This window comes from Citrobacter sp. ANG330 (genome assembly GCF_047467925.1).
GTDB classification, from domain to species: domain Bacteria; phylum Pseudomonadota; class Gammaproteobacteria; order Enterobacterales; family Enterobacteriaceae; genus Citrobacter_A; species Citrobacter_A amalonaticus_G.
Genome location: NZ_JASJUI010000003.1, coordinates 195290 through 219098 on the forward strand (window position 1 = coordinate 195290; position 23809 = coordinate 219098).

The following is a 23809-nucleotide window of genomic DNA, read 5'->3' on the forward strand; positions in this document are numbered from 1 at the left end:
GTGGACATCGTTATTTCTGACCGCCGGATTGCCAACACGCCTGCGCTCTGGTTTCGTCCAGCAGCCGGTAGCGCCAGTCGCAGACCGCTCATCGTGTTGTTTCATCGCTTTATGGCCTCCCGCGAATTAGATGCCAATCTGGGTTATATGCTCGCGAAGGCAGGTTACAGCGTAGTTTGTCCACAGGCGGCGCTGCATGGAGCGAAAGATGATGCAACGCGTCGCGCCGCCTCTTTCTGGCAAATCCTGCAACACACCCTGGATGGGCTTCCCGTATTAATCGCAGCATGTCAGCAGGATAATCTGGGCGATATTTCTCGACTCGGCTTGCTGGGTACCTCAATGGGCGGCTTTGCGGTGCTGGGGGCGATGGCACGTTATCCGGGTATTCAGGCCGGAGCTGCCTACATGGCAAGCGGTTATTTTACCGACGCCATCCCTGTTATTCATCCTCCTTCAGGCAATATGACTGCAGATTGCCTGTGCGGATTGGCCCCTTACGACGTCGCAGGAAAAGAAGCTGTTCTGGCTCAACAACCTCTTTTTCTCTGGCACGGTGAGCAAGATACGATTGTCGACGTGCAGTACACTGAACGTCTCCGGCAGGCTATCAACAGTGATTCCCTCACCTGCATTATCGATCCGCAGGCAGGGCATAAAATCACGCAATCCTCCGTTGAGGAAGGGCTCCTGTTTTTTCGTCAGTCCTTACCGGTTTAACTCGAGTAGCCCGGTATTACCGGGCTTTGCGCGCAATCAGTCAATCTCTTTATCCACATGCTGGACGATCAGATCGGCAACGCGCGCTGAGTTCTTCGCCGCCAGCGCGTCCATAATCGCTAAGTGCTCTTCATGCAGCACCCCGGTCTGCTCCGGCGTGAAACCATACTGCCGCCATGCCAGCACCCATAAATGATGTAACTGCTCCTGCATATTGATAAGGATCGGATTGCCGCCCAACTGGGCCACTTTTTTCTCAAAACTCAGATCCAGCGCGCTGTCATCATCATCGCAATCCTGACTCGAGAATTTTTCCCGGTTAAGCTCGATCAACTCCCGTAGTTGGTTAATGCCCGACTTATTGGCGCGCCAGGCGTAGTCTTCAAAGATGGCTCGCTCGATCGACGTCCGTGCCACAATCAGATTACGCAAAAACTCTTTTGTCACCCCACCTTCGATCAACCTTTCAAGACTATGGGTATCGCTAAGCGACACCGTCGGAGGTTCCGCCAGGAAGGTTCCACTGCCCACGCGCGTCTCAATACGTCCGGACGATTCGAGTACCTTCAGCGCCTGACGCACCGAGGTACGGCTGACATTAAGCATACTGGCAAGTTCGCGCTCGGATGGCAGGCGCTCACCCGGTTTGATCTGTTTGCTGTCGAGGAAATTCGTGATGTGTTGAATGATCGTCTGAAAAACGTCTGTGCGCTTAATGGGGATCATCGTGAATTTATTCTTGTCCGGCATACCGTTACCTCTTCCCAACGACATATCGCACTTGTGGGCAGTTGCTTTCTCTGCACTACGTCGTACTCAATCACTGTGGCGAAAAAATTGGATGGACCACTATATCATTATTGACCATTCAGCGCCCTAACTTTCCCTGTTCAAGGATCAAAAAGACTCAAAAACCTCCATTTTGTGACTTTCATTGCATTTTCCTTAAAAATTGGTTGGACAACCAACCCAATGAGAGGATATTTCGGATCATATAACCACAACCCGATAAAGGAATTCATGATGTACAGAAGCAATTTTAAGCCGGGCTCGACCCGCTGGGCAGTACGTCGTGCGCAATGGCGCAGTATGGGGATCCGCGAAGAAGATATGCATAAACCAAAGATCGCGATCATCAATACCTCCAACAAGCTCTCCTGCTGTTATGTCCATCTGGATGAACTTTGCCGAATCGTTGAGCAGGCAATTCGTGACGCAGGGGGATTACCCTTTGAAGTGCGCACTGTCGCGCCCAGCGACTTCGTGACCAGCGCGGGAAAAAAAGCCCGGTATCTGATGCCAACCCGTGATCTGATGGTTAACGAAGTGGAGTGCATGATGGAAGGCGCAGTGTTGGACGGCATGATTTGTCTCTCCTCCTGCGATAAAACGACACCGGCACACCTGATGTCAGCTGCACGATTGAATGTGCCGTCCCTGCTGCTGACCTGCGGCTATCAGGTGGGTGGCAAGTGCTCGAACGAAAAGTTCGACGACCAGTTCTTCGATATCGATGACGTTTATGAGCAGGTGGGAGCCCTGGCAACCGGTGCGATCAGCGAAAAAGATCTGACCGATATGACCGATGTCGCGATCCAGTCGCCGGGCGTTTGCGCTGGTCTGGGGACGGCCAACTCCATGCACATCGTGGCTGAAGCATTAGGTATGACGCTACCTGGCAACTCGCCGATCTGGGCCAACGGCCGCAAAGTGAAAGAGTACGCGCAGGCCGCCGGGAAACGCATCGTTGAACTGACCCAACAGCAGGTTCTGCCGCGCGAGATCCTCACAGAAAAAGCTATCCAGAACGCAGTCATGACAGTGCTGGCCGTCGGTGGTTCGGTGAACACCGTTCGTCATCTCTCCGCAATCGCCACCGAAGCCGAACTGCCGATCGATGTCGTCAGCCTGTATGAAAAATACGGTAAAAACATCAAGTTACTGACCTCTGTTCGCCCTAACGGTCCGTTCCGTACAGAGGATCTTGAAGCGGCAGGTGGTACCACCGCGGTGATGAATCAACTGCGCGATTTCCTCAATCTGGATGCGCTGACCGTCACGCAAAAAACCGTTGGTGAGAATATTAAAGACGCAGTGGTGAAAAACCATGAAGTGATCCGCAGCCTGGATAACCCGGTCAGCCAGCGCCCTGGCGTGGCGATCCTGCGCGGCAATCTCGCCCCGGACGGCGCCATCGTCAAACTTTCTGCCGTACCGGGGGAACTGGAGCAGTTTACCGGCCCCGCCAATATCTACGAAGGCGAAGACGAAGCCATTGAGGCACTGGGCGAAGGCAAGATCCAGAAAGGCGATGTGATAGTCCTGCGCAACATGGGCCCGGCAGGCGGCCCCGGCACAGTATTCGCCTGTAGTTTCGTGGCGGCGCTGAACGGCGCAGGGATCGCAGAATATGTCGCGGTAATCACCGATGGCGAACTTTCCGGTCTGAACCGCGGCATTATCGTCGGTCAACTGATGCCAGAAGCGGCTGCTGGCGGGCCACTGGCGGTGATCGAACAGGGTGAAACCATACACATCAACTTCGTCGATCTCAGTATCAATATGGACGTGCCGCAGGAGGTGATCGACACCCGGCTGGCGCAGTGGCAACCCAAACCTCTGCCTCTCGGCGGCGGCAGTGGCACTTACCTGTCGCAATATGCGCAACTGGTACAGCCGATTGCGCAGGGCGCGGTGCTGGGTAAACGCCGCATCCACGCGAAAAACATCGATTAACCATTTCAGGATGTGGGTGGGCGTTCACCCACATCGCGAGGAGGCACAACATGCAAATCTGGCACGAAGCCGCCAATGAACTCCCTGTCGCATATGACGTTGAAGTTCTTATTGTGGGTGGTGGTCCAACCGGTGTTGCAGCAGCCACCGCCGCCGCGCGCGCCGGGGAAAAGACATTGCTGATCGAGCGCTATGGTTTTTGCGGGGGTATGGCGACCGCCGGCATGTCAGGGGCAATCTGTGGGCTATTTACCTCAGGTAAAGGTCCTCATGAGCAGTTAGTGCACGGCTTTGCCGGTGAGTTTTACCAGCATTTGAAGCATCGTGGCGCCGTCAGCGACCCTTTCCCGTTCGGCGAAACCTGTCTGGTGGTTCATGAACCACACACCTGGAAAGAGATTGCCGACGATCTGCTGGCTGACAGCAGCGCTAAAGTGTTGTTTCACACCCTCGCCACCGACGTGGTGATGGAAGGCAATCAACTGCGCGGTGTGATTATTGAGAACAAAAACGGCCGGCAGTTGATTACCGCGCGCCGTTTTATTGATGCCACCGGTGACGGCGATCTGTGCGTAAAAGCCGGAGTGCCTTATACCTGCGGACGTAACGGGATGGTGCAGTACCCTACAATGGTGTTCCGCATGGGCAATGTCGATATCGCACGCGGCGTCGGCCATCCTGTGGCTCAACTAGAAGCATGGGTGGAAGCCGCGCAGGCCCAGGGCTTCTACCTGCCACGCAAACATATTTATCTGCTGCCCTCCCCACGTCCCGGCGAAGTCATGTGCAACGTCACCAGCATATTACGTGACGACGGTAGACCCATTGACGCGACCTGCGCGGAAGATCTGACCTTTGCCGAGCAGCAAGGACGTAAACAGGTGCGTGAATATGAACGTTTTCTGCGTGCATGGGTGCCAGGGTTTGAAAACGCCCAGCTCAACGATGTCGCGGCGCAAATTGGCATCCGCCAGAGCCGGACGATCGAAGGTCAACGTTGCCTGTCTAATGATGATGTCTTTAAGGCCAAAAAAAGTCAGAGAGCCGTTGCCAGTAGCGCCTGGTGTATTGAAGCGCACGGGCAGGACGGCATCTTCATGTTCTATCTGGACAACGATTGGTATGACATTCCCTATGACACATTACTGCCAGAGGACGTTCCTAACCTCATCACTGCGGGCAGGACGCTCTGTGCAGAACATGAGGCTCTGGCTTCGGCAAGAGTGACCGCGCAGTGCTTTTTAACCGGATATGCCGCAGGCACTGCAGCCTATCTGAGCCATCGAGATTGTTGCGCCTTCGATGAAATAGATGTTGCGGAATTACGCAGCATTATTGAATACCAAACTTATTAAGGGTGATACGCATGAAACCAGTTTTAGGCTTTATTGGTCTGGGCATTATGGGCAAACCGATGGTGCGCAACCTGTTGAAAGCGGGCTACACCGTCCATGCCTACAGCATTGTGGCACAGGATGTAGAAGAGATTTCCCGCGATGGTGCCGTCGGCCAGACCTCGGCGCGTGCCGTGGCGGAAGCGGCAGATATCACTATCACCATGGTACCCAATACGCCACATGTTGAAGACGTGCTGTTTGGTGAAAACGGCCTCGCCTCTGCGCTGCGGGAAGGCAAAGTGGTTATCGATATGAGCACCATATCGTCCCTCGCCACCCGACACTTTGCGGAAAAGATCAAAGCACTGGGCGCAAATATGTTGGATGCCCCGGTGAGCGGCGGCGACAAAGGGGCAAAGGGCGGGACACTGTCGATAATGGTTGGTGGCGAAGCGGAGATTTTTGCCCGCTGCAAACCCATTCTTGAGGTGTTAGGTGGGCGGGTAACGCATGTTGGTAGTAATGGTGCAGGTCAGGTAGTGAAATCCTGCAATCAGGTGCTGGCCGCGGCCACCATGGCAGCACTAGGTGAAGCGCTCGTCATGGGAGCCAAAGCGGGAGTGAATCCGGCAAAAATTGTGGAAGTACTCTCTGCGGGCTACGCACGCTGCGGCGCACTGGATATCCGTGGGAACCTGATTCTGGAGCGCAACTTTGAACCGGGTTTCATGACCCGCTTACAGTACAAAGATCTCAATCTCGCAATGGAACTCAGCCAGGGTATCGACTCCCCGATGCCGATCGCAAGCCTGGTGCGCGAGTTGTACAAAACGTGCATGGCGCAGGGTACAGGAAACGAAGACCATTCAAATATTATCAAAGTCTTTGAGCAGCTTTCCGGTATCGAAGTACAGGCAAGGAGCTAATGATGCGTTTTCCGGATTTTAAACAACGGCTCCGCGAGGGGCCACTACATGGTTGTTTTGTCACCTTCCCCTCTGCGGCGCTCACTGAATTTACCGCCGCGATGGGATTTGATTTTGTGCTTATCGATAACGAGCACGGCAATATGAACCCCGAGACAGTAGAAGATATGGTACGTGCCTCGCACAGCCAGCAGGTGCCTTGTCTTGTACGGGTTCCCTACAACCGTGCCGAGTACACGCGTAAAGCACTGGATTTCGGTGCTGACGGGGTACAGGTACCGCTGATCAATACCGTAGAAGACGCCCGCTTCGCCAGTCGGCCAACGCTGTTTCCGCCGCAGGGCGATCGCGGAGTCGCCTTCCTGCCACGAGCGGCAAATTATGGTATGTGCGCAGATAAAGCACGTTATCTGACAGAAGCCAATGCGTCGCGGGTACTGTCTGTACATATTGAAACCGTGGAGGCGGTAGATAACCTGGATGACATTCTGGCTGCGGGACTGGCTGACGTTTATTTCGTCGGTCCTGGAGATTTAGCCGTATCAATGGGTTACGGACACGATTTGAACCATCGTGATGTACTGGACACCATTGAACGCTGTATCCGCAAAATCGCCGCCAGTGGCAACATCGCCGGGACCTATGTTGGTACACCGGAACGCGCGGCAGAAGCGATAAACTGCGGCGCACACTACCTGGTGACGGCTATCACCCCACATATGGTGAACGGCGCGAAACACTACTTACAAATAAAAAATAACTAATTTGCCTTCACTACCCTACAACATCATCTGGCTCAGAAAGTCAGAACTGGAGAGTGCACTATGAGCACTAAAAATAATAAAACGCATGCCCGCTATTACATTCTGTTTATGATTACCCTGGTGTTAACGCTGGCTACCGGCGATCGCGCCACGTTATCCGTCGCGGGTCCAGAAATGCAAAAAGAACTGGGCATTAGCGCCGTTGAAATAGGCTATCTCTTTTCCGCGTTCAGTTGGGCATACGTCATCAGTATGACGCCCGCGGGTTGGGTCGCGGATAAAATCGGCTCTAAACGCGCCATGTTTCTGGGCATCTTACTGTGGTCAGTCATGACCGTTCTGATGGGACTGGTCAGCTATATCACATTTGTTGTCCCTGCTCTGCTAATCCTGCGTTTCCTGCTGGGTGTGTGCGAGTCCCCGGTTGGTCCTTCAGCTGGACGTATCATCGCCGCCTGGTTTCCTTCTCAGGAACGCGGCGTGGCCGGTGCCATCTTTAACAGCGCGCAATACGCATCCCTCGCCATTTTCACGCCGCTGATGGCCTGGTTATGCCATGCCTTCGGTTGGGATCACGTGTTTATCGTGATGGGAGTCATTGGCATCGTGATTGCCTTCTGCTGGTCAAAATTCTTCCACGTCCCCACTAAGCATCCCGGGATCAATAACGAAGAAATGGAATACCTGAAAGAAGGTGGTGCGCTGGTAGAACTTGATACCGTCCCCAGCATAAAGGATGAGCGTAAACGTGCCGGGCTGCAGGAAATCGCTCAACTGTTTAAAAGCAGGATGCTGATTGGCATTTTTATTGGCCAATACTGTATCTCGGCAATCACCTGGTTCTTTATGACCTGGTTTCCGATTTATCTGGTGAAAGAACGTGGTATGTCGATTTTACAGGCCGGATTTATGGCCTCGGTCCCAGCAATCTGCGGGCTGGCAGGCGGCATACTGAGTGGTTTTTTCTCCGACTGGTTGCTGCGTAAAACCAATAACCTGAGCCTGGCGCGTAAGGTGCCGATTACCATCGGTCTGACCATGAGCGCCAGCATGATCCTCTGTAACTACGTGGGGTCAGAAGCGCTGGTTATGTTCCTGATGAGCGCTGCTTTCTTTGGCAAAGGCTTCGGTTCGCTGGGCTGGGCGGTTGTTGCGGATACCGCGCCAAAAGAGATTATCGGCACCACTGGCGGTCTGTTCAATTCCCTGGGCAACATTGCAGGCATCATCACTCCGGTGGTGATTGGCTACATCCTGCAAGAAACTAACTCATTTGCCAATGCGCTGGTCTTTGTTGGTACACACGGCATCATCGCTGTCTGCAGCTATTGGTTCATCGTAGGCAAAATTGAGCGTCTGAAAATCGCCCCGCGTGAAGGCGCGACAGCCCTGCAAAAACGTGAAGTCTGAACCCTGAGTTCTGCTCGTCAATGCACGAGCAGACGCTGAATAAAATAAGGAAGCAATATAATGACAAAATCTCCGGTTATTCGCCTTGATGAAAAAGATAACGTTGTTGTCGCCCGGGTTGCCATCGCTGCTGGCACACCTATCGTCGGTGAAAATATTGTTACTCTGCAGGATGTGCCATTAGGTCATAAGGTCGCGACAAAACTAATTAAAAAGGACGAACCTATTCTCAAATACAATACCGTCATTGGTTTTGCGTCAGACGATCTACCAGCGGGTACCTGGCTGCATAGTCACAATATTGTATTTGAAGATTTTCAACGAGATTACGCCTTTAGCCGCGATTATCGCCCTGTACAAACCGTACCACCAGAGCAGCGGCGTACCTTCAACGGCTATGTTCGTGAAGATGGTCGTGTGGGAACGCGTAATATCCTCGGTGTGTTTGTGGTAGGAAACTGTGGCGCAACAGTGGCACGCAAAATTGCCGCACACTTTACGCAAGAACGTCTTCAGGCCTGGCCAAACGTTGATAATGTTGTTCCCTATGTTCATGAACTCGGCTGCGGTATGGAAATGAGCGGCGAACCGATGGATCTGCTGCGCCGTACGCTGGCAGGGTACATCAACAACCCGAATACTGCGGGTGCGTTGGTCGTCGCGTTAGGATGTGAGCGCAATAATATTCACGGGTTCTTTGAACAAATGGGACTCGTAGAGAATCCGATGCTGCGCAAACTGGTGATTCAGGATACCGGCGGCACGCGAAAAACCATTGACGAAGGTATCGCCATTGTCGAATCCATGTTACCTCATGCTAATGCGGTCAAACGCCAGCCTGTCTCCGTGGAGCATCTGACCGTCGGGCTTCAGTGCGGGGGTTCCGACGGATTCTCTGGTCTTTCGGCTAACCCGGCGTTGGGTGTCGCGATGGACCTACTGGTGGAACAAGGTGGAACCGCAATCCTCTCAGAAACCACCGAAATATTCGGTGTTGAGCATACGCTTACTGCTCGAGCAGTCACACCGGAAGTGGGGCAGAAACTCGTCGATTGCATCAACTGGTGGCTGGAATACAACAAAGGCCGTGATTGCCAGATTAATGGTCGGGTCAGCCCTGGCAATAATGCGGGCGGGCTGGCAAACGTGCTGGAAAAATCGCTGGGTGGGGCGAAGAAAGGCGGGAACTCTCCGCTGATGGAAGTATACCGTTACGCTTACCCCGTTACGCAAAAAGGCCTGGTATTTATGGATACCCCGGGCTACGACCCGGTCTCGGCAACGGGACAGGTCGCAGGTGGTGCCAATATGATTGCTTTTACCACCGGACGCGGTTCCTGTTTTGGCTCCATGCCTGCGCCGACCGTCAAACTCGCCAGTAACACCCCTATGTATCAGCGCATGGAAGAAGATATGGATCTCAACTGCGGTGTCGTCATTGATGGAGACGCTACATTGCGCCAGATGGGGGAAGCCATTTTTGAGAAAATTATCGCAGTCGCTTCCGGGGAACAGAGTAAAAGTGAAGCACTTGGATTAGGCGAAAACGAGTTCGTTCCCTGGCCGATTGGCGTATTGGCCTGACACAACAGGCGACATGTCCTGACATGTCGCCTGCTTCAGTACGAATCGTAAACGACAGGCCCTGTTACCTCCATAATGAGAAAATGTATCCCCCCGACCACTCAGCGATATAAAGATGTAAGCCAACCCTATACCAAACAGATCGAGCGGCATCTTAGGCATAATGTCTGTTCTGCGCGAAAAACGGACATGGGTTTATCGTTTCAGGAAAACTTATCTGGCAGGTTTCGATACTACACCAGACCCGCTAAACAACATGCGGATACCCAGGCCAATCATGACAACGCCTGTAAATCGTTCCTGCCATTTGATAACGCCTGGGTGTTTACCTAACCAGTTACCAAATGTTCCTGATGCCATTGCGACTGAACCTAAGGAAACAATTCCAGCCAGCTTTTGGATACTCCCCAGAACAAGCAATTGCAGCCAAACAGGACCTGCAGCGGGATCGACAAACTGAGGAAGAAAAGCGAACATGAACAGCAGGGATTTTGGGTTAGTCAGACTGTTCAGGGCACCTTCCTTAACCGCATTCCAGTCAGTAATTTTTGCCGTTTTTCGCAGCCGCGTATCTGTACCTGAAGTCGCAATCATTTTTATGCCCAGCCACATCAGATAAGCCGCACCAGCCCACCTTAGCAGATCTAGCGCAACCGGCCAGGCATGCACAACGGTTACCAGCCCCAGAACAAGAAAAGAAACTTGCACAAAACCTGCGACAAATACATTGCCCAGAACCGTAAGCAGTGCAATACGTCTTCCCTGACCGACGCCTCTGGCGATAGTCAGCATCATGTCTGGCCCCGGAGAAATCTCCAGAAGCGTCAGCGCGAGAAGAAAAGTTATAAACGTTTCGATGGAGGGCATCTTGGTTGAGTCCGGAAAAATATTTATGCTACGTTACCTCAGTCCGATTCGAGCCGAAAGCGGAAGATACTGCAACGTCCGCTCTTGGCACGAAGCGGACCGCCTGAAGCGCAGCAAGGTCTGCTTTGAACTCACAGCGAAGAGCAGAATATACCGGGAGATATCCTCTTTCATGAGTTGGCAGCCTCTCTCGCATAATATCGAAAACACGGGAGAGGCCGTTACAGCCGCCGTTAGTTAGCACGGAATTCCTGGACGGTATCCCATGCCACCTGCTGCAGCGCTTTGGCGGTTTGCTCGGTCATATCGCTGTCGGCAGGCAGTGCGCCGCCTATCGGTGACTGGTCATACAGCGTGGCGAACAGCACGCTGGCAGCCAGATAGGTTCCCGCCAGCGAGGGGTGATTTCCATCGCTATGATACAGATTGATTTCAGGATGCGTCTTAATTGCGTTACTGAAGGCCAGCCCGACCGGCGCGACGTATCCCCCGGTTTTACTGGCTATATTCAGATAGGCTTTCTCCAGTTTTTCAGTTTGCTCGGGTTTATCCTTGCTGGCCCAGGTCATAAAATAAACCACACGCGAGCCCTCTTTGTGAGCCATATCTGCCATCTTGACGGCGGACTCCGTGAAATAGTGACGCGAATCTTTTTTAGCGGAAAAAGGCTCTGTTGAATTCCCCTGAAATATCACCACGTCCCATTTTTGCAGCGTATTCTGGAATTCAAGATTCGGAAGGTGCCAGCCTAAACGTCCAGAAGAAATGGTGATTCCCCGGAACATATAGTCTTTAGCGCCATTCGGTAACAGCGAACGGCTGAGATCGCGCAGTCGGGTATTTATATTATTGTTATAATGTGTATATGAATTTCCGTAGAGCGCAATGGATTTATTGACTCCGCTCAGTTTATCCTGCGGTTTGGCTGCAATAATCGTATCGGCCTGCGCGTCGACCATCAGCGCCAGTCCTGCCAGCAACAACATGATTTTTTTCATTATTCTTTCCTCAGAAGTCGTAGCGCAACCCGACGATAATGGCGTCATCGTTGACCTTCTCGTTTTTACTGGCCAGCGTATTAAGGTAAGTTGCTGATAAATACACATTCTTAGCTAAGGTTAGCTGCGATTCAATTCGCCAGCCCTCGTGTTCGTACACATCCTCGTCGGCTTCATCCAGGATGCTGTACCCGCCAAGCACTTTGAATTCTTTGGTGAATTGATAGGAGGCAACGGAATCGAAACTCGTATAGTCATTGTCAGATTTATTGTCTCTTTCTATGGAGACCTTACCCGCCGTTACGGCTAATGACAAATCGCTATAATCGAACTGCAGCCCGCCCATTACCTGGCTGTGCTTCTTGCGGCCGTCGGTGGTTTTTACGCCGTCCTGACGGTTATATTGACTGACGGCAATCGCCGGTGTGATTTTTACGTCGCCGAATTTAATCATCTTGCGATAACTGGCCATCATGCCGTTATCAAGTGCATCATTGTCGCTATTGCCATTTCCAAAAACGTAAGCCAGTTGCACCTGATGCCCGCTAAAATCACCGTTCCATTGCAGAGTGCCATCCTGACGGTTAAATTGGTAAGAATCGTCAATAGTGGTAATACCGTAGTTATATACGTTTGGCGTAAAGTTTTTATATTTGTCCGTCATGCGCATGACCTGATATAAAGGGTTTTTAGTACGACCGGCAATCAGCTCGCCATATTTAGCATGAGAAAGCCCCAGATAGGCGTAACGGGCGTCGAGATCTTTATCTTTGGTTTTATTATCATCTTTTTCGGTACGAACCTGCCACTCCAGGCGACCGACAAGTTTAGTATCTTCCAGTAAAGGGAGGTCGCGGGTTAAATAAATCCCTAAGCGCCCCCCTATTTGGCTACGGGAGTCATCATTTGCGAATGATGCTTCTCCATTCGCTAACTGCCACTCAATACGCCCGTAAATATCCAGCGTGGTGGCTTTATCCTCATAAACGCTAATCGCCAGTGCTGACGTGCTAGCCCCAGATAAGGCAATGAATAATAATGTTTTGGCTTTAATGCTCATGCTGTTCTTCCCCTTTAAAAAATAAATATGTTCGCCCTTGATGCAGGATTAAATAGTTGTTATCAGGCGCCATTAATTTTTAGTTACATTAATGCGGAGCGAATACGGGAATTGCGTTTTCTCATGATAAAATGTGATTTTACGCACATAAAATAGGGCTTAATGGCTGGCGTTGTTATTTGTGAAGATTTCATTGAAAATAAATAATAGCGATTTAATTGATTCTCTCCGAACTGAGATATAAATGGCGAATTTATGTTAATCTCATCACGTTTTTCATATTGTGATCCCCGGAACATATGGGAAATGCATATTCCCCTGTTTACGCAGTGAGAATTGCTCCAGAATACTCGTTACGCAGTTAAAATTGATTTGAATGATATGCTGTTATCAGCGACGTACGTCACAGGAGTTTATAATGCCAGGCAGTCAAAGTTCGGTATTTGATTCAGAATTGTATTCCTCTCTCTTCACGCAGCCGGAGATGAAATCAATCTGGTCCGATGATAATCTTCTTCGCTGTTGGCTGACCTTTGAAGCAACCATCGCGCATGTGCAGACTGAGTTAGGTATTATTCCCCCTGAAGCCGCCGCGGAAATTTCCGCCGCCTGCCAGACGCTGAAAATAGACTGGCCGCGCCTCGCCAGGGAAACGCGTTCCGTCGGTATGGCGATTAAGCCTCTGGTTGATCAAATTGCCGATGCGGGTTCCCCTTTGGTCAAAAAATACCTTCACTGGGGTTGCACGACTCAGGATCTGCTGGATACCGCCCTGGCCATGCGCATGAAGCAAACCCTGCAATTACTGCGCAGACAGTTGGTGCAGTTGGGCGAAACGTTGAAAGCTATGGCGCTTGAGCACCGACATACGGTGATGGTCGCCAGAACGAATTCCGTCGATGCTTCCGCCACGACGTGGGGGCTACACGTCAGCAGCTATCTGTCCGAGCTAACCCGCCACCTTCAGCGCCTGGATCGCCTCTACCCGGCAGCGACTACCGGCCTGTTTGGTGGCGCGGTCGGCAACCTGGCCTCCGTCGGCAGCCAGGGAATGGCGATACGTAAGCAATTAATGGGCGCGTTAGGGTTGTCATGCCCTGTCGGTATGAGCAATGCCAGTCAGGATCATGTAGTCGAAGTGGTGCAGTTTTTTGCCCTGGTGCATGGCACGCTGTGTCGCATGGCCAACGACGTTGAAACGCAGGGCCGCACGTCCGTGGGCGAGTTGCGTGAAGGCGAAGGCGGTGGAGGATCCAGTACGATGCCACACAAGACGAATCCCCGCGCGAGCAATATGATCCAGACGCTTTCCCGCATGGGCTGGAACTATGCCTCTGGTGCAACCAGCCTTCTCGATCAGTGTGACGTACGTGCTGCCTCCGCCCGCGTACTCAACTGGACGCTGGTACCGGAGTCGGCGCTGGCCTTGTCGGCCAGCCTTGAACGTGCTGTCCGGTTAATTACGCATCTGGTGGTGGACAAAGAGAAGATGCGCAGCAACTTCGCCGCTTCAAAGAACTTCATTATGTCGGAATCCGTCACCATGGTATTGGCTGAGAAAATCGGGCGTGGTGCCGCTTACGATCTGATGAAAGCGTTATTAAAAGACGCAGACGGCTCTAAAGATCTGTTGCAGTGCATGCTGGAAAATCAGACCGTTATTGACGCGCTAACTGAGTCGGAGATTGTTGCTGCTTGCGATCCATTGTCTTATCTGGGCTGCAATGACGCGCTGATCGAAGAAACCGTCATAGCCTTCGACGATTACATTCATGTCCGGACGGCGTAGTCCAGAGCCATTCGCTTCCTGCCGAAAGCAGGTGTGCCGACAGGAAGCGGTCATTATCCAGGAAGAGGTGAAAAGGTTTCAAAAAAGACAAACAGTTCCTCCAGTTGCTCGAAATTGCCCTCGCCTTCGCCTTTTTCATAGGCCAGATGCAACACCAGCTCAATAAAAAAGAAACCTACGATGCGGCTTTTGAATACGGATTGCGTATCGCTCGGCAACACAAACTGCAGATTACAAAATTTGCCGTACGGGTTGGACTCCGAGTTAGTAATCAGCACTACCGTCGCGCCTTTTTTACAACACCATTCGGTAACGCGGATCACTACCCGGTTAAAACGGTAGTAGGAGAAAACGATCAGCACGTCCTGATCCGTAACGGTCAGCAATGACTTCGGCAACTCCCCAACGTCCATAGAAAGCAATGTAACCCGATCGCGGAAATATTTAATCAGCGTAGTAAAATGTTTCGCCATCGCATAGGAAGACGCGGGACCGATTACGTATATATGTCGGTTGGTATTCAAAATAATGTCGATAAATTTATCCAGACTGTCAATATTGATATTATCTTTAAAATTCTCGAACAAGGTCGTAACATTCTTATTAAATTCGGAAACAATTTGTTCCGTGGTAATCTTTTCTTTTACCTGAATGCGTGATGCCAGCTCAAACGGCGGCACCATTTTTTGCAGTGTCAGCGTATTTTCCAATGCCCGACGGAAGTCAGCGTAGCCGATAAATCCCAGCTTATTTAAAAAACGCCCAACCGTTGCTTTACTCACCATTGCATTGCGGGCAATGTCGATGATGCCGTGAAAAGGGAGTTCATTAAAATGTTCACGCATATACGCGTCAAGACGGTGTTCTGACTCGGTTAGTGAACATAACAGCACGGTTTTTGAAATATAGTCCTCTAATGTTAAAGGGGTATTTTTTTTCATAATTGTCGTCCTTACACACTACGGATAAAAAGATACTATATTCAGTATAGAGAATAACCTTATCACATAATAATGCTATGCTATAGCCTTCCGTAAAGTGATTGACATATTTCCTGTTATGAGATCATGCGCACAAACCCCAGCGGGAAAAGCAATTTCTCATAGCTCACATTACCCTGATTCGATCATGATTTCATTACGGCATCAGTCTCTGAATTTATAGAGAATTAGGCGATCTAAATATAACTAGCCGTCATATATAGGAAAACAAAAGGACGATCTCATGACCGCATTTGTAATCGCAATCGTGATCACTATCATTGCAGCATGGTTAATCATCAAGAACTTCCAACCTCAGACGGTATTGCTGCTGGCTGGTTTGTCTTTACTGACCATTACTGCTGTCTTCTATCCTGATAATAGCATTCTCTACGGTAAGGCTAAATCAACCGGTTCCACCTGGCTGGATATCTTTACGTTTGCCAAAAATTCACTCTCCACACAGATCGCCGGTATCGGTTTGATCATCATGGCCGCGGGCGGCTTTGCCAGTTATATGGATCATATCAAAGCTTCCAATGCAATGGTGAACGTCTGCATTCGTCCCCTGCAAATCATCAAGGCGCCCTACGTGATCCTGGCTGTGGGGTATATTTGCGCACAGTTGCTGCACGTCGCGATTTCCAGCGCCGCCGGGCTGGCGATGATGTTATTAGTGACGTTCTTCCCGGTGTTGGTACGACTGGGTGTCAGTAAAGCGGCGGCGGCGGCGATGATCGGTCTGTGCGCCTTTATGGACTTAGGCCCGGCGGTCGGCACGGCCAACCTGGCGGCTAAACATGCCGGTATGGAAGCCGCCGTTTACTTTGCGCACTATCAGATGCCGGTGGCTGTTGCCGTTATGTTGGTAGTGTCGGTGCTGATTTTCTTTACCGCCAAATATTATGACAAGAAAGATGGTCACGTGATGACCAGCCAGGTGGCGGACGACACGACGCCTCAGAGTGAGGATAGCGAAAAAGTGCCGGGGCTGTATGCTTTCCTGCCTGTATTCCCTGTGATTCTGGTGCTGGTCTTTAGCCCGTTGGTCATCTCCACCATTAAAATCGACGTAGTTACCGCCATGATTGTCGGCACAATACTGGCGTTCGTCTGCGAACTGTTCGTTAAACGCGACTTCCGTGCCTGCTGTAAAGGTGTACAGGTATTTTTTAAAGGAATGGGCGGGATGTTTACCAGCGTGGTTTCATTGTTAGTGTGTGCGGATATCTACGCGCAGGGAATGCAAAAAATCGGCGCGGTGGATTACCTGTTGGAGATGGTGCAGAACGCGGGCTTTGGCTTTGCCAGCATGACCGTGGTGATGACGCTGCTGGTAGGTATAACCGCTGTACTGACGGGCTCCGGGGTTGCGGCATTTTTCTCTTTCTCCGGCATGGCGCCTGCTATCGCCACTAAATTTGGCGAAAGCGCTGTACATATGATTCTGCCGATGCAACTGATGGCTGGAATGGGACGTTCCATTTCTCCCGTCGCAGGGATCATCATTGCGGTCAGCAAAGCCGGTGAATGTTCACCGTTCATGATAGTGCGCAGGACCTTAATTCCGGCGCTCGGCGGCATGCTTACCATGTTGCTGGCTAACTACCTGTTGTTCTGAAGGACGTGTCGTCAGTGCGATGCCATTAAATCCAGAGAGCCAGGCGAGAGTACTTTGTTGTCAACATCAGTTAGCCGGACGTAAGTTATGACCCACGAAATCACAGACAATTTACTTTATATCCCTTATGCAGGCCCGGTATTACTGGAATCCCCGCTGCTGAACAAAGGCAGCGGGTTTACTGAAACAGAACGCGCAATGTTTAACCTGAGCGGGCTGTTGCCCGCAGCGGTTGAGACGATTGAAGAGCAGTCGCTGCGGGCCTATCAGCAATTTCTGGATATCAAGTCGGATATTGCCCGTCATATCTTTCTGCGCAATATTCAGGATACCAACGAGACGCTGTTTTATCACCTCGTGAGCAAGCACCTGGTGGAAATGATGCCGATTATTTATACCCCGGTAGTCGGACATGCGTGTGAACACTTTTCCGACATCTATCGCCGCGCCAGGGGATTATTCATCGCCTGGCCGGACCGGCATATGATCGACGAAATATTGCATAACGCCACAAAGCAGAATATTTCGGTGATTGTCGTCACTGACGGGGAGCGGATCCTCGGCCTGGGCGATCAGGGAATTGGCGGCATGGGGATTCCTATCGGCAAACTTTCGTTGTACACCGCCTGCGGTGGTATTAAGCCGTCGCATACGCTGCCAATCTTATTGGATGCGGGAACGAACAATTCCCAATTGCTCAATGACCCTTTGTATATGGGTTGGCGTCATCCGCGCATCACCGGCGACGCATATTTTGAGTTCGTCGAGATGTTTATCCACGCGGTTAAGCGCCGTTGGCCGGACGTGCTATTACAGTTCGAAGATTTTGCCCAACAGACGGCGATGCCGCTGCTGACCCGCTATCGTGATGAGATCTGCTGTTTTAATGATGATATCCAGGGTACCGCAGCGGTGACTTTGGGATGCCTGATGGCGGCAAGCCAGGCCTCCCAACGTCGGTTATGTGACCAAACGGTAGTCTTCCTGGGCGCGGGATCGGCCGGATGTGGCATTGCCGAACATATCGTCACGCAGATGGTGGCTGAAGGGTTGACCGATGAGCAGGCCCGTTCACGCATTTTCATGGTGGATCGCTTTGGCCTGCTTACGGACGATCAAACTAATCAGGCTCCTTTCCAGTCACCGCTGGCGCAGCCGCGGTCGCGTTTGGCGAGCTGGGGCGGTCAGCAGGAGGCGTACTCGCTGATGGACGTGGTAAGCCAGGCTAAACCGTCCGTTCTGATTGGCGTCAGCGGGCAGCCAGGACTATTCAGCGAAGCGGTGATCGGGGAAATGTATCGTCACTGTTCGCAACCGATAGTTATGCCACTTTCCAACCCAACCTCGCGCGCAGAGGCACGGCCGGAAGATATTCTGCGCTGGACCGATGGTAACGCGTTAATCGCCACCGGCAGCCCGTTCGAGCCGGTAAGCCACGGGGGAAAATTGTATCCTGTTGCACAATGCAATAATGTTTATGTCTTCCCTGGTGTGGGTCTCGGCGTGATGGTTAGCCGTGCCACACGCGTCACGGATAACATGATGATGGCGGCCAGCCGCACGCTGGCAAGTTGTTCGCCGCTGGTGCGCGACGGGCATGGTCCGCTGTTGCCCAGTATTAATGACATCCGGCAGGTGACGCAGGCCATCGCCCTTGATGTTGCTCTGGCTGCTCAACGTGATGGCGTCGCCGTAAATATCCCGCAGGAAACCTTGCAACATAACATTTCGAGCGGATTCTGGGAGCCGCAGTATCTTCAGTACAAGCGCACCTCATTCTGATAAGCAGTCTGTAGCGGGAAGGTCTTGATACCGTTGGTAACGGCGGTATCAATTCCGTAAAAGCCGCATGGCCCGTATCTGTTCCGAGTGTATCCGGTGTTATGGTAGCGCAATCGTCACCGGGCATAGCGACCCGGCAGATTCATACACAGTTTCGTCTCCTCGGCATAGAAATGCGGCAGGTTCCGCTGATAGTCAGACGGCGTTACACCACAAAGCATTTTGAAATCTTTGCTGAAATGGGCCTGATCATGGAAATCGAGGTCACAAGCAAGGGTGCGCAAATCGACCACGCCGTGATGGATGCGCCGGCACGCTTCATTTACTCTGAGAATACGGACAAACGATTTCCAGGAAACGCCAATCCTCTCCTGGCAGAAGCGGTTAATGTGCCGGGCGCTGTATGACGTCATCTCGGACAAGCTATTAAGACGAATGCCCCCGTTCAGCGGGGAAGCATGCGTCAGTACCTGACGCAGCAGCGGTTTTTCCTCGATCGCACCGAAGCGCCGCACCAGCGCATCGTCGACGGCCTGAAGAAGAACCGGCCAGGCCTGGTAATGCCGTTCAACGACAGAACGAAAGAGCTTGTCCAGCGCAGGGTCGATGACCTCCAGCAGACACTGACTGTTTTGCAGTTCATGCAAGGGAAGAGTGCCGAAAAGCCCAAATGCCCCGCCCGGCAGAAACTCCACCAGCAGACGCAGCGTGATGGTGTTGAAATCCCGTGCCACCTGATGTGTTTCACTGTTAGGGCCCCAGAACACCGGTTTCACGCCCCCGTGACTCACGGTGAACACCAGGCAGCCGCTGGCATCCGGGATGATCGTCAGCGGGCGTGCTGACGGTAGCTCGCAGACGTTACGCAATTGCACCGTGTAATGTGAGATATGGTCACGCAATGGCAACGACGGTGCGAAAAAAAGCTGCGTCGCACCGCTGTGGTGGTTACCTGCGATGGGCTCCAGCCCACCAGAGTAAGAATTCATCGTCCATGTCTCCCCGATACGTCCCTTTTTTACAACGCGAAATCTGGATTGTGTCGTACGCTTCCTGTTATCCAGAAGGATATTTTATGGCTGTTAGCGCAGCCGGGCAATCGACGCTGATTTTAATGGAACGAAACCAGCGCATGATCATGTGCGCACCAGGAGGTAAAGATGACTCGTCTACCTGAAGGGATTGAAGTCTTGTTCATGGCCGGGCTAGGCCCTGTCACCACGAATGCGAAAGAAAGTGAGCTTTTGTACAAAGATCTATTACGACTGCCGCTTGAAACCATTGATGGCTATGAGGGATATCTGCATTCACAACGTATTCCGGGGATTAAATATTTTGCGGTCTGGCCGCTGAATAAAGTGGCGCTCTCGTGTTTTGGCACCGAAGAATGGCCTGATACGTTACCCGTTCCTCAGGCCTGGCTTGAAATTGAAGTCGCCGATATGCACAGTGCAACCGACATTCTGGAACGCGAAGGCTATACCTTGCTCACCCGTTTACAGGAAGAACCCTGGGGACAGACCGTCACCCGTTTTCTCAGCCCTGAAGGGCTCATTATGGCGGTGACGAATACTCCCGACCTTCGCTATTCGCCGGAAAAGGAATGATAATTTCGCCTTCAAGATGAATAAAATAGCACTAAATAGATCCCGTTATTTAGTGCTATCGACTAAAAATTCATACGAGGGCTATTTATATAAATAGTGAGATGAAGAAGGTTTGGAGCGGGCGAAGGGAATCGAACCCTCGTATAGAGCTTGGGAAGCTCTCGTTCTACCATTGAACTACGCCCGCTTTGGAGTGCGTAAGGCATTATAAACCTTACGCTCTTGTTGGCAAGGGACAGTCCTGCTGACTGGCGATTAATTCACCTTCAGCATTTCGGTTTGCTGCCCTGCGGCGGCAGATAACGCTGCGGATCGATGGCTGTCGCACGGTAGCGAATCTGGAAGTGCAACCGCACAGAAGCCGCATCAGTGCTGCCCATCGTGGCGATTTTCTGTCCCGCCTTCACGCTTTGCCCGTTGTTTACCAGCATGGTGTCATTGTGGGCATAGGCGGTAATGTAATCTTCGCTGTGTTTAATCATGATGAGGTTACCGTAGCCACGTAGCTGGTTACCCACGTAGACCACCTTCCCGGCTCCCGCGGCATAAACTGGCGTACCACGGGCCGCGGAAATGTCGATCCCTTTGTTGCCGCCATCAGCCGTGGAGTAAGGCAAAATCACCTTACCGCTGGCAGGCCATAGCCAACAACGCTGCCCTACTGGCGGCCATGACGATTGCGGCACAGAAGAAGATGGTCTGACCGCGGCCGTTTTAGTGGACGATTTTTTAGCGGGTTTCGCTGAGGCCGTTTTCGTTCCACCGAGCTTCAGTTTTTGCCCAACCTCAATGGTATACGGCGGCGAAATACCGTTCAGACGCGCAAGGTCTTTGACGCTGGTACCGGTTGTGCGTGAAATACGGTAAAGGGTATCTCCCCGTTTAACGGTATAAACGGCGCCAGAATCAGATGATTTACTCCCCGAGCAGCCCGCGATGAGCAATCCAGCGCAAAGCAGCATGGCAATACCCAGGCTATTTTTCTTCAGGCGTCCTGCGCTCAAAACCGTTCCTCGCAATATTCACAGACGCCATATGATAGCAGCCATAATCCGGATGCCAAATTTATTGAATCGGTAAGCACCATCACGAACCGCCTGATAAACGCTATCACTGCCGCTTAGCGTGTATCACAATGAGTTGATTAAACTCATAATGATACGCAGAGTGCTCATCGTCAAAGGTCGGATCCCTCTCCCGACAGGCCATATTATTATCTCCATCACACTTCCCTTTTCTCACGGCACAACTTTGCGCTTCTGGCGTAATTCTTGCCTGATTTAACGGTTGTTCAGGAACCGTTAAATCAAGGGGACGTTTATGGATGCACGGGAAGCTACCGCTACCGGTGAGTCATGTATGCGCGTGGATGCCATCGCTAAAGTGACCGGGCGGGCTCGATATACTGATGATTACATGATGGCGGGCATGTGTTATGCCAAATATGTCCGCAGCCCGATTGCCCACGGTTACGCCACCAGCATCAACTGTGACGAGGCAAAAAGCTTGCCCGGGGTATTGGCTGTGTTTACCTGGGAAGATGTACCGGATATTCCTTTCGCCACGGCAGGACACGCCTGGACGCTGGATGAGAACAAACGCGATACCGCTGATCGTTTTCTGTTGACCCGTCACGTACGCCATCATGGCGATGCAGTCGCGATTGTCGTGGCAAGAGACGAGTTAACCGCCGAGAAAGCCGCCCTGCTGGTGAATGTGGAATGGCAAAAACTCCCGGTGATTACCACGCCAGAAGCGGCTCTGGCGGATGACGCTGTCCCTATTCATCCTGGCGGTAATTTGCTTAATTGCAGTGAAATGACCACCGGGGATGTCAAACAAACCATTGAGACCGCCGATTATCAATTCCAGGGACATTACCAGACGCCGGTGATTCAACATTGCCATATGGAAAGCGTCACCTCATTTGCCTGGATGGAAGATGATTCGCGTATTTCCATCGTCTCAAGTACTCAAATCCCGCACATCGTCCGCCGGGTCGTGGGCCAGGCGTTGGGCATTCCGTGGTCATGCGTGCGGGTTATCAAACCTTACGTCGGGGGCGGATTTGGTAACAAACAGGATGTGCTGGAAGAGCCCATGGCCGCCTTCCTGACCCGTAAGCTGGGAGGGATACCGGTGAAAGTCTCACTGAGTCGCGAAGAGTGTTTTCTCGCATCCCGTACCCGTCATGCGTTCACGATGGATGGGCAGATGGGGATCAATCGCGATGGCACGTTGAAAGGCTATCGTCTGGATGTATTGTCAAATACTGGCGCTTACGCCTCACACGGGCATTCCATCGCCTCGGCGGGCGGCAACAAAGTGGCCTATCTCTATCCGCGTAGCGCATACGCTTACCGTTCTACCACCTGCTACACCAATCTCCCTTCCGCTGGCGCAATGCGCGGCTACGGCGCGCCGCAGGTGATTTTTGCCGTGGAATCGATGCTGGATGACGCCGCGACGGCGCTGGGCCTCGACCCGGTTGAGGTTCGGTTGCGTAATGCGGCCTGCGAAGGCGATACGAACCCGATCACCGGTAAACGCATCTACAGCGCGGGACTCCCGGAGTGTCTGCAAAAAGGCCGCGCGCTGTTTGAGTGGGACGCCCGTCGTGCGCAATATCAGCACCAGCAGGGCAATATCCGCCGGGGCGTCGGCGTCGCCTGCTTCAGCTACACCTCCAACACCTGGCCGGTCGGCGTGGAGATCGCCGGTGCTCGCCTGCTTATGAATCAAGACGGAACGATCAACGTACAGAGCGGAGCGACGGAAATCGGTCAGGGGGCGGATACCGTTTTCTCACAGATGGTAGCGGAAACCCTCGGCATACCGGTCAGCGATGTACGCGTCATTTCGACCCAGGATACCGACATTACCCCCTTCGACCCTGGCGCATTCGCCTCTCGCCAAAGCTATGTCGCAGCACCTGCACTGCGCAAGGCGGCACTTCAACTGCGCGATAAGATCCTCCATCACGCTGCCGATATGCTTCATCAGTCCGTCATGAGCCTGACGCTGTCAGCAGGCAACATCGTCCTTATCGATCGCCCGGACTCACCGTTGCTGTCCTTAAAAGAGCTGGCGATGGATGCGTTTTATCATCCGGAGCGCGGCGGCCAGTTGTCTGCGGAATGCTCGGTGAAAACCACCACCAACCCGCCAGCGTTTGGCTGCACGTTTGTCGATCTGAGCGTTGATATCGCCCTGTGCAAGGTCACCATTAACCACATCCTCAATGTCCACGATTCCGGTCATATTTTGAACCCTCAACTGGCAGAAGGACAGGTGCATGGCGGGATGGGAATGGGCATTGGCTGGGCGCTATTTGAAGAGATGATCATCGACGCGGAAAGTGGTCTGGTGCGTAACCCGAATCTCCTCGATTACAAAATGCCGACCATGCCAGACCTGCCGCAACTGGAGAGCGCATTCGTTGAAACGCAGGAGCCGCAATCGGCGTATGGGCACAAATCCCTCGGCGAACCCCCCATTATCCCGGTTGCTGCAGCCATTCGTAACGCAGTGAAAATGGCCACAGGCGTGGCGATTGATACGCTGCCCCTGACGCCAAAACGGTTGTATGCCGAGTTCCACCAGGCTGGTTTGATTTGAGGATATGATC

General features: G+C 52.2%; 19 protein-coding genes and 1 tRNA gene. 12 read left to right on the top strand and 8 right to left on the bottom strand.

Annotated features, from left to right (window positions below):
* Positions 1–720 (top strand): serine aminopeptidase domain-containing protein, encoded by a 720-nt coding sequence (locus tag QNN88_RS09265; protein ID WP_414239965.1) that lies wholly within the window; start codon positions 1–3, stop codon positions 718–720.
* Between the two features lie 36 nt (positions 721–756).
* Here the strand turns inward: QNN88_RS09265 and QNN88_RS09270 are convergent, their stop codons facing one another.
* On the bottom strand, positions 757–1494 hold the full coding sequence (locus QNN88_RS09270; protein ID WP_414239966.1) for a FadR/GntR family transcriptional regulator: 738 nt from the start codon (positions 1492–1494) through the stop codon (positions 757–759).
* Positions 1495–1740: 246 nt separating this feature from the next.
* Between QNN88_RS09270 and QNN88_RS09275 the strand changes: the two genes are divergently transcribed.
* Genes QNN88_RS09275 through QNN88_RS09300 form a run of 6 tightly spaced genes read left to right on the top strand, consistent with a single transcriptional unit; the run spans position 1741 to position 9477 of the window.
* Complete coding sequence (locus QNN88_RS09275; RefSeq protein WP_414239967.1) at positions 1741–3456, top strand: dihydroxy-acid dehydratase; 1716 nt, start codon at positions 1741–1743, stop codon at positions 3454–3456.
* A 50-nt stretch (positions 3457–3506) separates the two neighbouring features.
* A complete protein-coding gene (locus tag QNN88_RS09280; protein ID WP_414239968.1) occupies positions 3507–4811 on the top strand; it encodes an FAD-dependent oxidoreductase in 1305 nt (434 codons plus the stop codon).
* A gap of 11 nt (positions 4812–4822) precedes the next feature.
* On the top strand, positions 4823–5719 hold the full coding sequence (locus QNN88_RS09285) for an NAD(P)-dependent oxidoreductase (RefSeq protein ID WP_414239969.1): 897 nt from the start codon (positions 4823–4825) through the stop codon (positions 5717–5719).
* Positions 5719–6483, top strand: a complete 765-nt coding sequence (locus QNN88_RS09290; protein WP_414239970.1) for an HpcH/HpaI aldolase family protein — start codon at positions 5719–5721, stop codon at positions 6481–6483. Before QNN88_RS09285 ends, QNN88_RS09290 begins: the two co-directional genes overlap by 1 nt.
* Positions 6484–6543: 60 nt before the next feature.
* Positions 6544–7893 (top strand): MFS transporter, encoded by a 1350-nt coding sequence (locus tag QNN88_RS09295; protein WP_414239971.1) that lies wholly within the window; start codon positions 6544–6546, stop codon positions 7891–7893.
* A 60-nt stretch (positions 7894–7953) separates the two neighbouring features.
* Entirely contained in the window at positions 7954–9477 is a 1524-nt protein-coding gene (locus QNN88_RS09300; protein ID WP_072693218.1) for a UxaA family hydrolase, read from the top strand.
* A 213-nt stretch (positions 9478–9690) separates the two neighbouring features.
* Here QNN88_RS09300 and QNN88_RS09305 read toward each other — a convergent pair whose 3' ends face one another.
* From QNN88_RS09305 to QNN88_RS09315, 3 genes are all read right to left on the bottom strand, one after another.
* Positions 9691–10344 (bottom strand): LysE family translocator, encoded by a 654-nt coding sequence (locus tag QNN88_RS09305; protein ID WP_072693216.1) that lies wholly within the window; start codon positions 10342–10344, stop codon positions 9691–9693.
* Positions 10345–10577: 233 nt separating this feature from the next.
* Entirely contained in the window at positions 10578–11342 is a 765-nt protein-coding gene (locus QNN88_RS09310; protein ID WP_001470098.1) for a DUF4886 domain-containing protein, read from the bottom strand.
* Between the two features lie 10 nt (positions 11343–11352).
* On the bottom strand, positions 11353–12402 hold the full coding sequence (locus QNN88_RS09315) for a porin (RefSeq protein ID WP_001470099.1): 1050 nt from the start codon (positions 12400–12402) through the stop codon (positions 11353–11355).
* 418 nt (positions 12403–12820) lie between these two features.
* On the opposite strand from QNN88_RS09315, the gene QNN88_RS09320 reads away from it, so the two are divergent.
* Positions 12821–14191 carry an adenylosuccinate lyase family protein gene (locus QNN88_RS09320; RefSeq protein WP_001470100.1) on the top strand — a complete coding sequence of 457 codons (1371 nt, stop codon included), beginning with the start codon at positions 12821–12823 and terminating at the stop codon, positions 14189–14191.
* A gap of 53 nt (positions 14192–14244) precedes the next feature.
* Here QNN88_RS09320 and QNN88_RS09325 read toward each other — a convergent pair whose 3' ends face one another.
* Positions 14245–15132: a MurR/RpiR family transcriptional regulator gene (locus QNN88_RS09325; protein WP_001470102.1), complete on the bottom strand. Its 888-nt coding sequence runs from the start codon at positions 15130–15132 to the stop codon at positions 14245–14247.
* Between the two features lie 283 nt (positions 15133–15415).
* Between QNN88_RS09325 and dcuC the strand changes: the two genes are divergently transcribed.
* Positions 15416–16792 carry a C4-dicarboxylate transporter DcuC gene (gene dcuC / locus QNN88_RS09330; protein WP_001547043.1) on the top strand — a complete coding sequence of 459 codons (1377 nt, stop codon included), beginning with the start codon at positions 15416–15418 and terminating at the stop codon, positions 16790–16792.
* A gap of 87 nt (positions 16793–16879) precedes the next feature.
* Positions 16880–18574, top strand: coding sequence for an NAD-dependent malic enzyme (locus QNN88_RS09335; protein ID WP_414239972.1), 1695 nt, complete (start codon positions 16880–16882; stop codon positions 18572–18574).
* A gap of 116 nt (positions 18575–18690) precedes the next feature.
* Here the strand turns inward: QNN88_RS09335 and QNN88_RS09340 are convergent, their stop codons facing one another.
* A complete protein-coding gene (locus tag QNN88_RS09340; protein WP_414239973.1) occupies positions 18691–19563 on the bottom strand; it encodes a helix-turn-helix domain-containing protein in 873 nt (290 codons plus the stop codon).
* Between the two features lie 171 nt (positions 19564–19734).
* Between QNN88_RS09340 and QNN88_RS09345 the strand changes: the two genes are divergently transcribed.
* On the top strand, positions 19735–20181 hold the full coding sequence (locus tag QNN88_RS09345; RefSeq protein WP_414239974.1) for a glyoxalase: 447 nt from the start codon (positions 19735–19737) through the stop codon (positions 20179–20181).
* 113 nt (positions 20182–20294) lie between these two features.
* Here the strand turns inward: QNN88_RS09345 and QNN88_RS09350 are convergent.
* Positions 20295–20368, bottom strand: a tRNA-Gly gene (locus tag QNN88_RS09350).
* A gap of 79 nt (positions 20369–20447) precedes the next feature.
* Positions 20448–21185: an amidase activator ActS gene (gene actS / locus QNN88_RS09355; protein ID WP_414239975.1), complete on the bottom strand. Its 738-nt coding sequence runs from the start codon at positions 21183–21185 to the stop codon at positions 20448–20450.
* Between the two features lie 316 nt (positions 21186–21501).
* Here actS and xdhA point away from each other — a divergent pair, with 316 nt between their 5' ends.
* Entirely contained in the window at positions 21502–23799 is a 2298-nt protein-coding gene (xdhA, locus tag QNN88_RS09360) for a xanthine dehydrogenase molybdenum-binding subunit XdhA (RefSeq protein WP_414239976.1), read from the top strand.
* Positions 23800–23809 lie beyond the last annotated feature (10 nt).

Excerpts from the sequence above, each read along its gene's own strand:
- QNN88_RS09285 (WP_414239969.1), top strand. The coding sequence starts at position 4,823 with ATGAAACCAGTTTTAGGCTTTATTGGTCTGGGCATTATGGGCAAACCG.
- QNN88_RS09325 (WP_001470102.1), bottom strand. The coding sequence starts at position 15,132 with ATGAAAAAAAATACCCCTTTAACATTAGAGGACTATATTTCAAAAACC.
- QNN88_RS09300 (WP_072693218.1), top strand. The coding sequence starts at position 7,954 with ATGACAAAATCTCCGGTTATTCGCCTTGATGAAAAAGATAACGTTGTT.
- QNN88_RS09340 (WP_414239973.1), bottom strand. The coding sequence starts at position 19,563 with ATGAATTCTTACTCTGGTGGGCTGGAGCCCATCGCAGGTAACCACCAC.
- QNN88_RS09315 (WP_001470099.1), bottom strand. The coding sequence starts at position 12,402 with ATGAGCATTAAAGCCAAAACATTATTATTCATTGCCTTATCTGGGGCT.
- QNN88_RS09280 (WP_414239968.1), top strand. The coding sequence starts at position 3,507 with ATGCAAATCTGGCACGAAGCCGCCAATGAACTCCCTGTCGCATATGAC.
- QNN88_RS09320 (WP_001470100.1), top strand. The coding sequence starts at position 12,821 with ATGCCAGGCAGTCAAAGTTCGGTATTTGATTCAGAATTGTATTCCTCT.
- QNN88_RS09310 (WP_001470098.1), bottom strand. The coding sequence starts at position 11,342 with ATGAAAAAAATCATGTTGTTGCTGGCAGGACTGGCGCTGATGGTCGAC.
- QNN88_RS09275 (WP_414239967.1), top strand. The coding sequence starts at position 1,741 with ATGATGTACAGAAGCAATTTTAAGCCGGGCTCGACCCGCTGGGCAGTA.
- QNN88_RS09290 (WP_414239970.1), top strand. The coding sequence starts at position 5,719 with ATGATGCGTTTTCCGGATTTTAAACAACGGCTCCGCGAGGGGCCACTA.
- QNN88_RS09345 (WP_414239974.1), top strand. The coding sequence starts at position 19,735 with ATGACTCGTCTACCTGAAGGGATTGAAGTCTTGTTCATGGCCGGGCTA.
- QNN88_RS09305 (WP_072693216.1), bottom strand. The coding sequence starts at position 10,344 with ATGCCCTCCATCGAAACGTTTATAACTTTTCTTCTCGCGCTGACGCTT.
- dcuC (WP_001547043.1), top strand. The coding sequence starts at position 15,416 with ATGACCGCATTTGTAATCGCAATCGTGATCACTATCATTGCAGCATGG.
- xdhA (WP_414239976.1), top strand. The coding sequence starts at position 21,502 with ATGGATGCACGGGAAGCTACCGCTACCGGTGAGTCATGTATGCGCGTG.
- QNN88_RS09295 (WP_414239971.1), top strand. The coding sequence starts at position 6,544 with ATGAGCACTAAAAATAATAAAACGCATGCCCGCTATTACATTCTGTTT.
- QNN88_RS09335 (WP_414239972.1), top strand. The coding sequence starts at position 16,880 with ATGACCCACGAAATCACAGACAATTTACTTTATATCCCTTATGCAGGC.
- QNN88_RS09270 (WP_414239966.1), bottom strand. The coding sequence starts at position 1,494 with ATGTCGTTGGGAAGAGGTAACGGTATGCCGGACAAGAATAAATTCACG.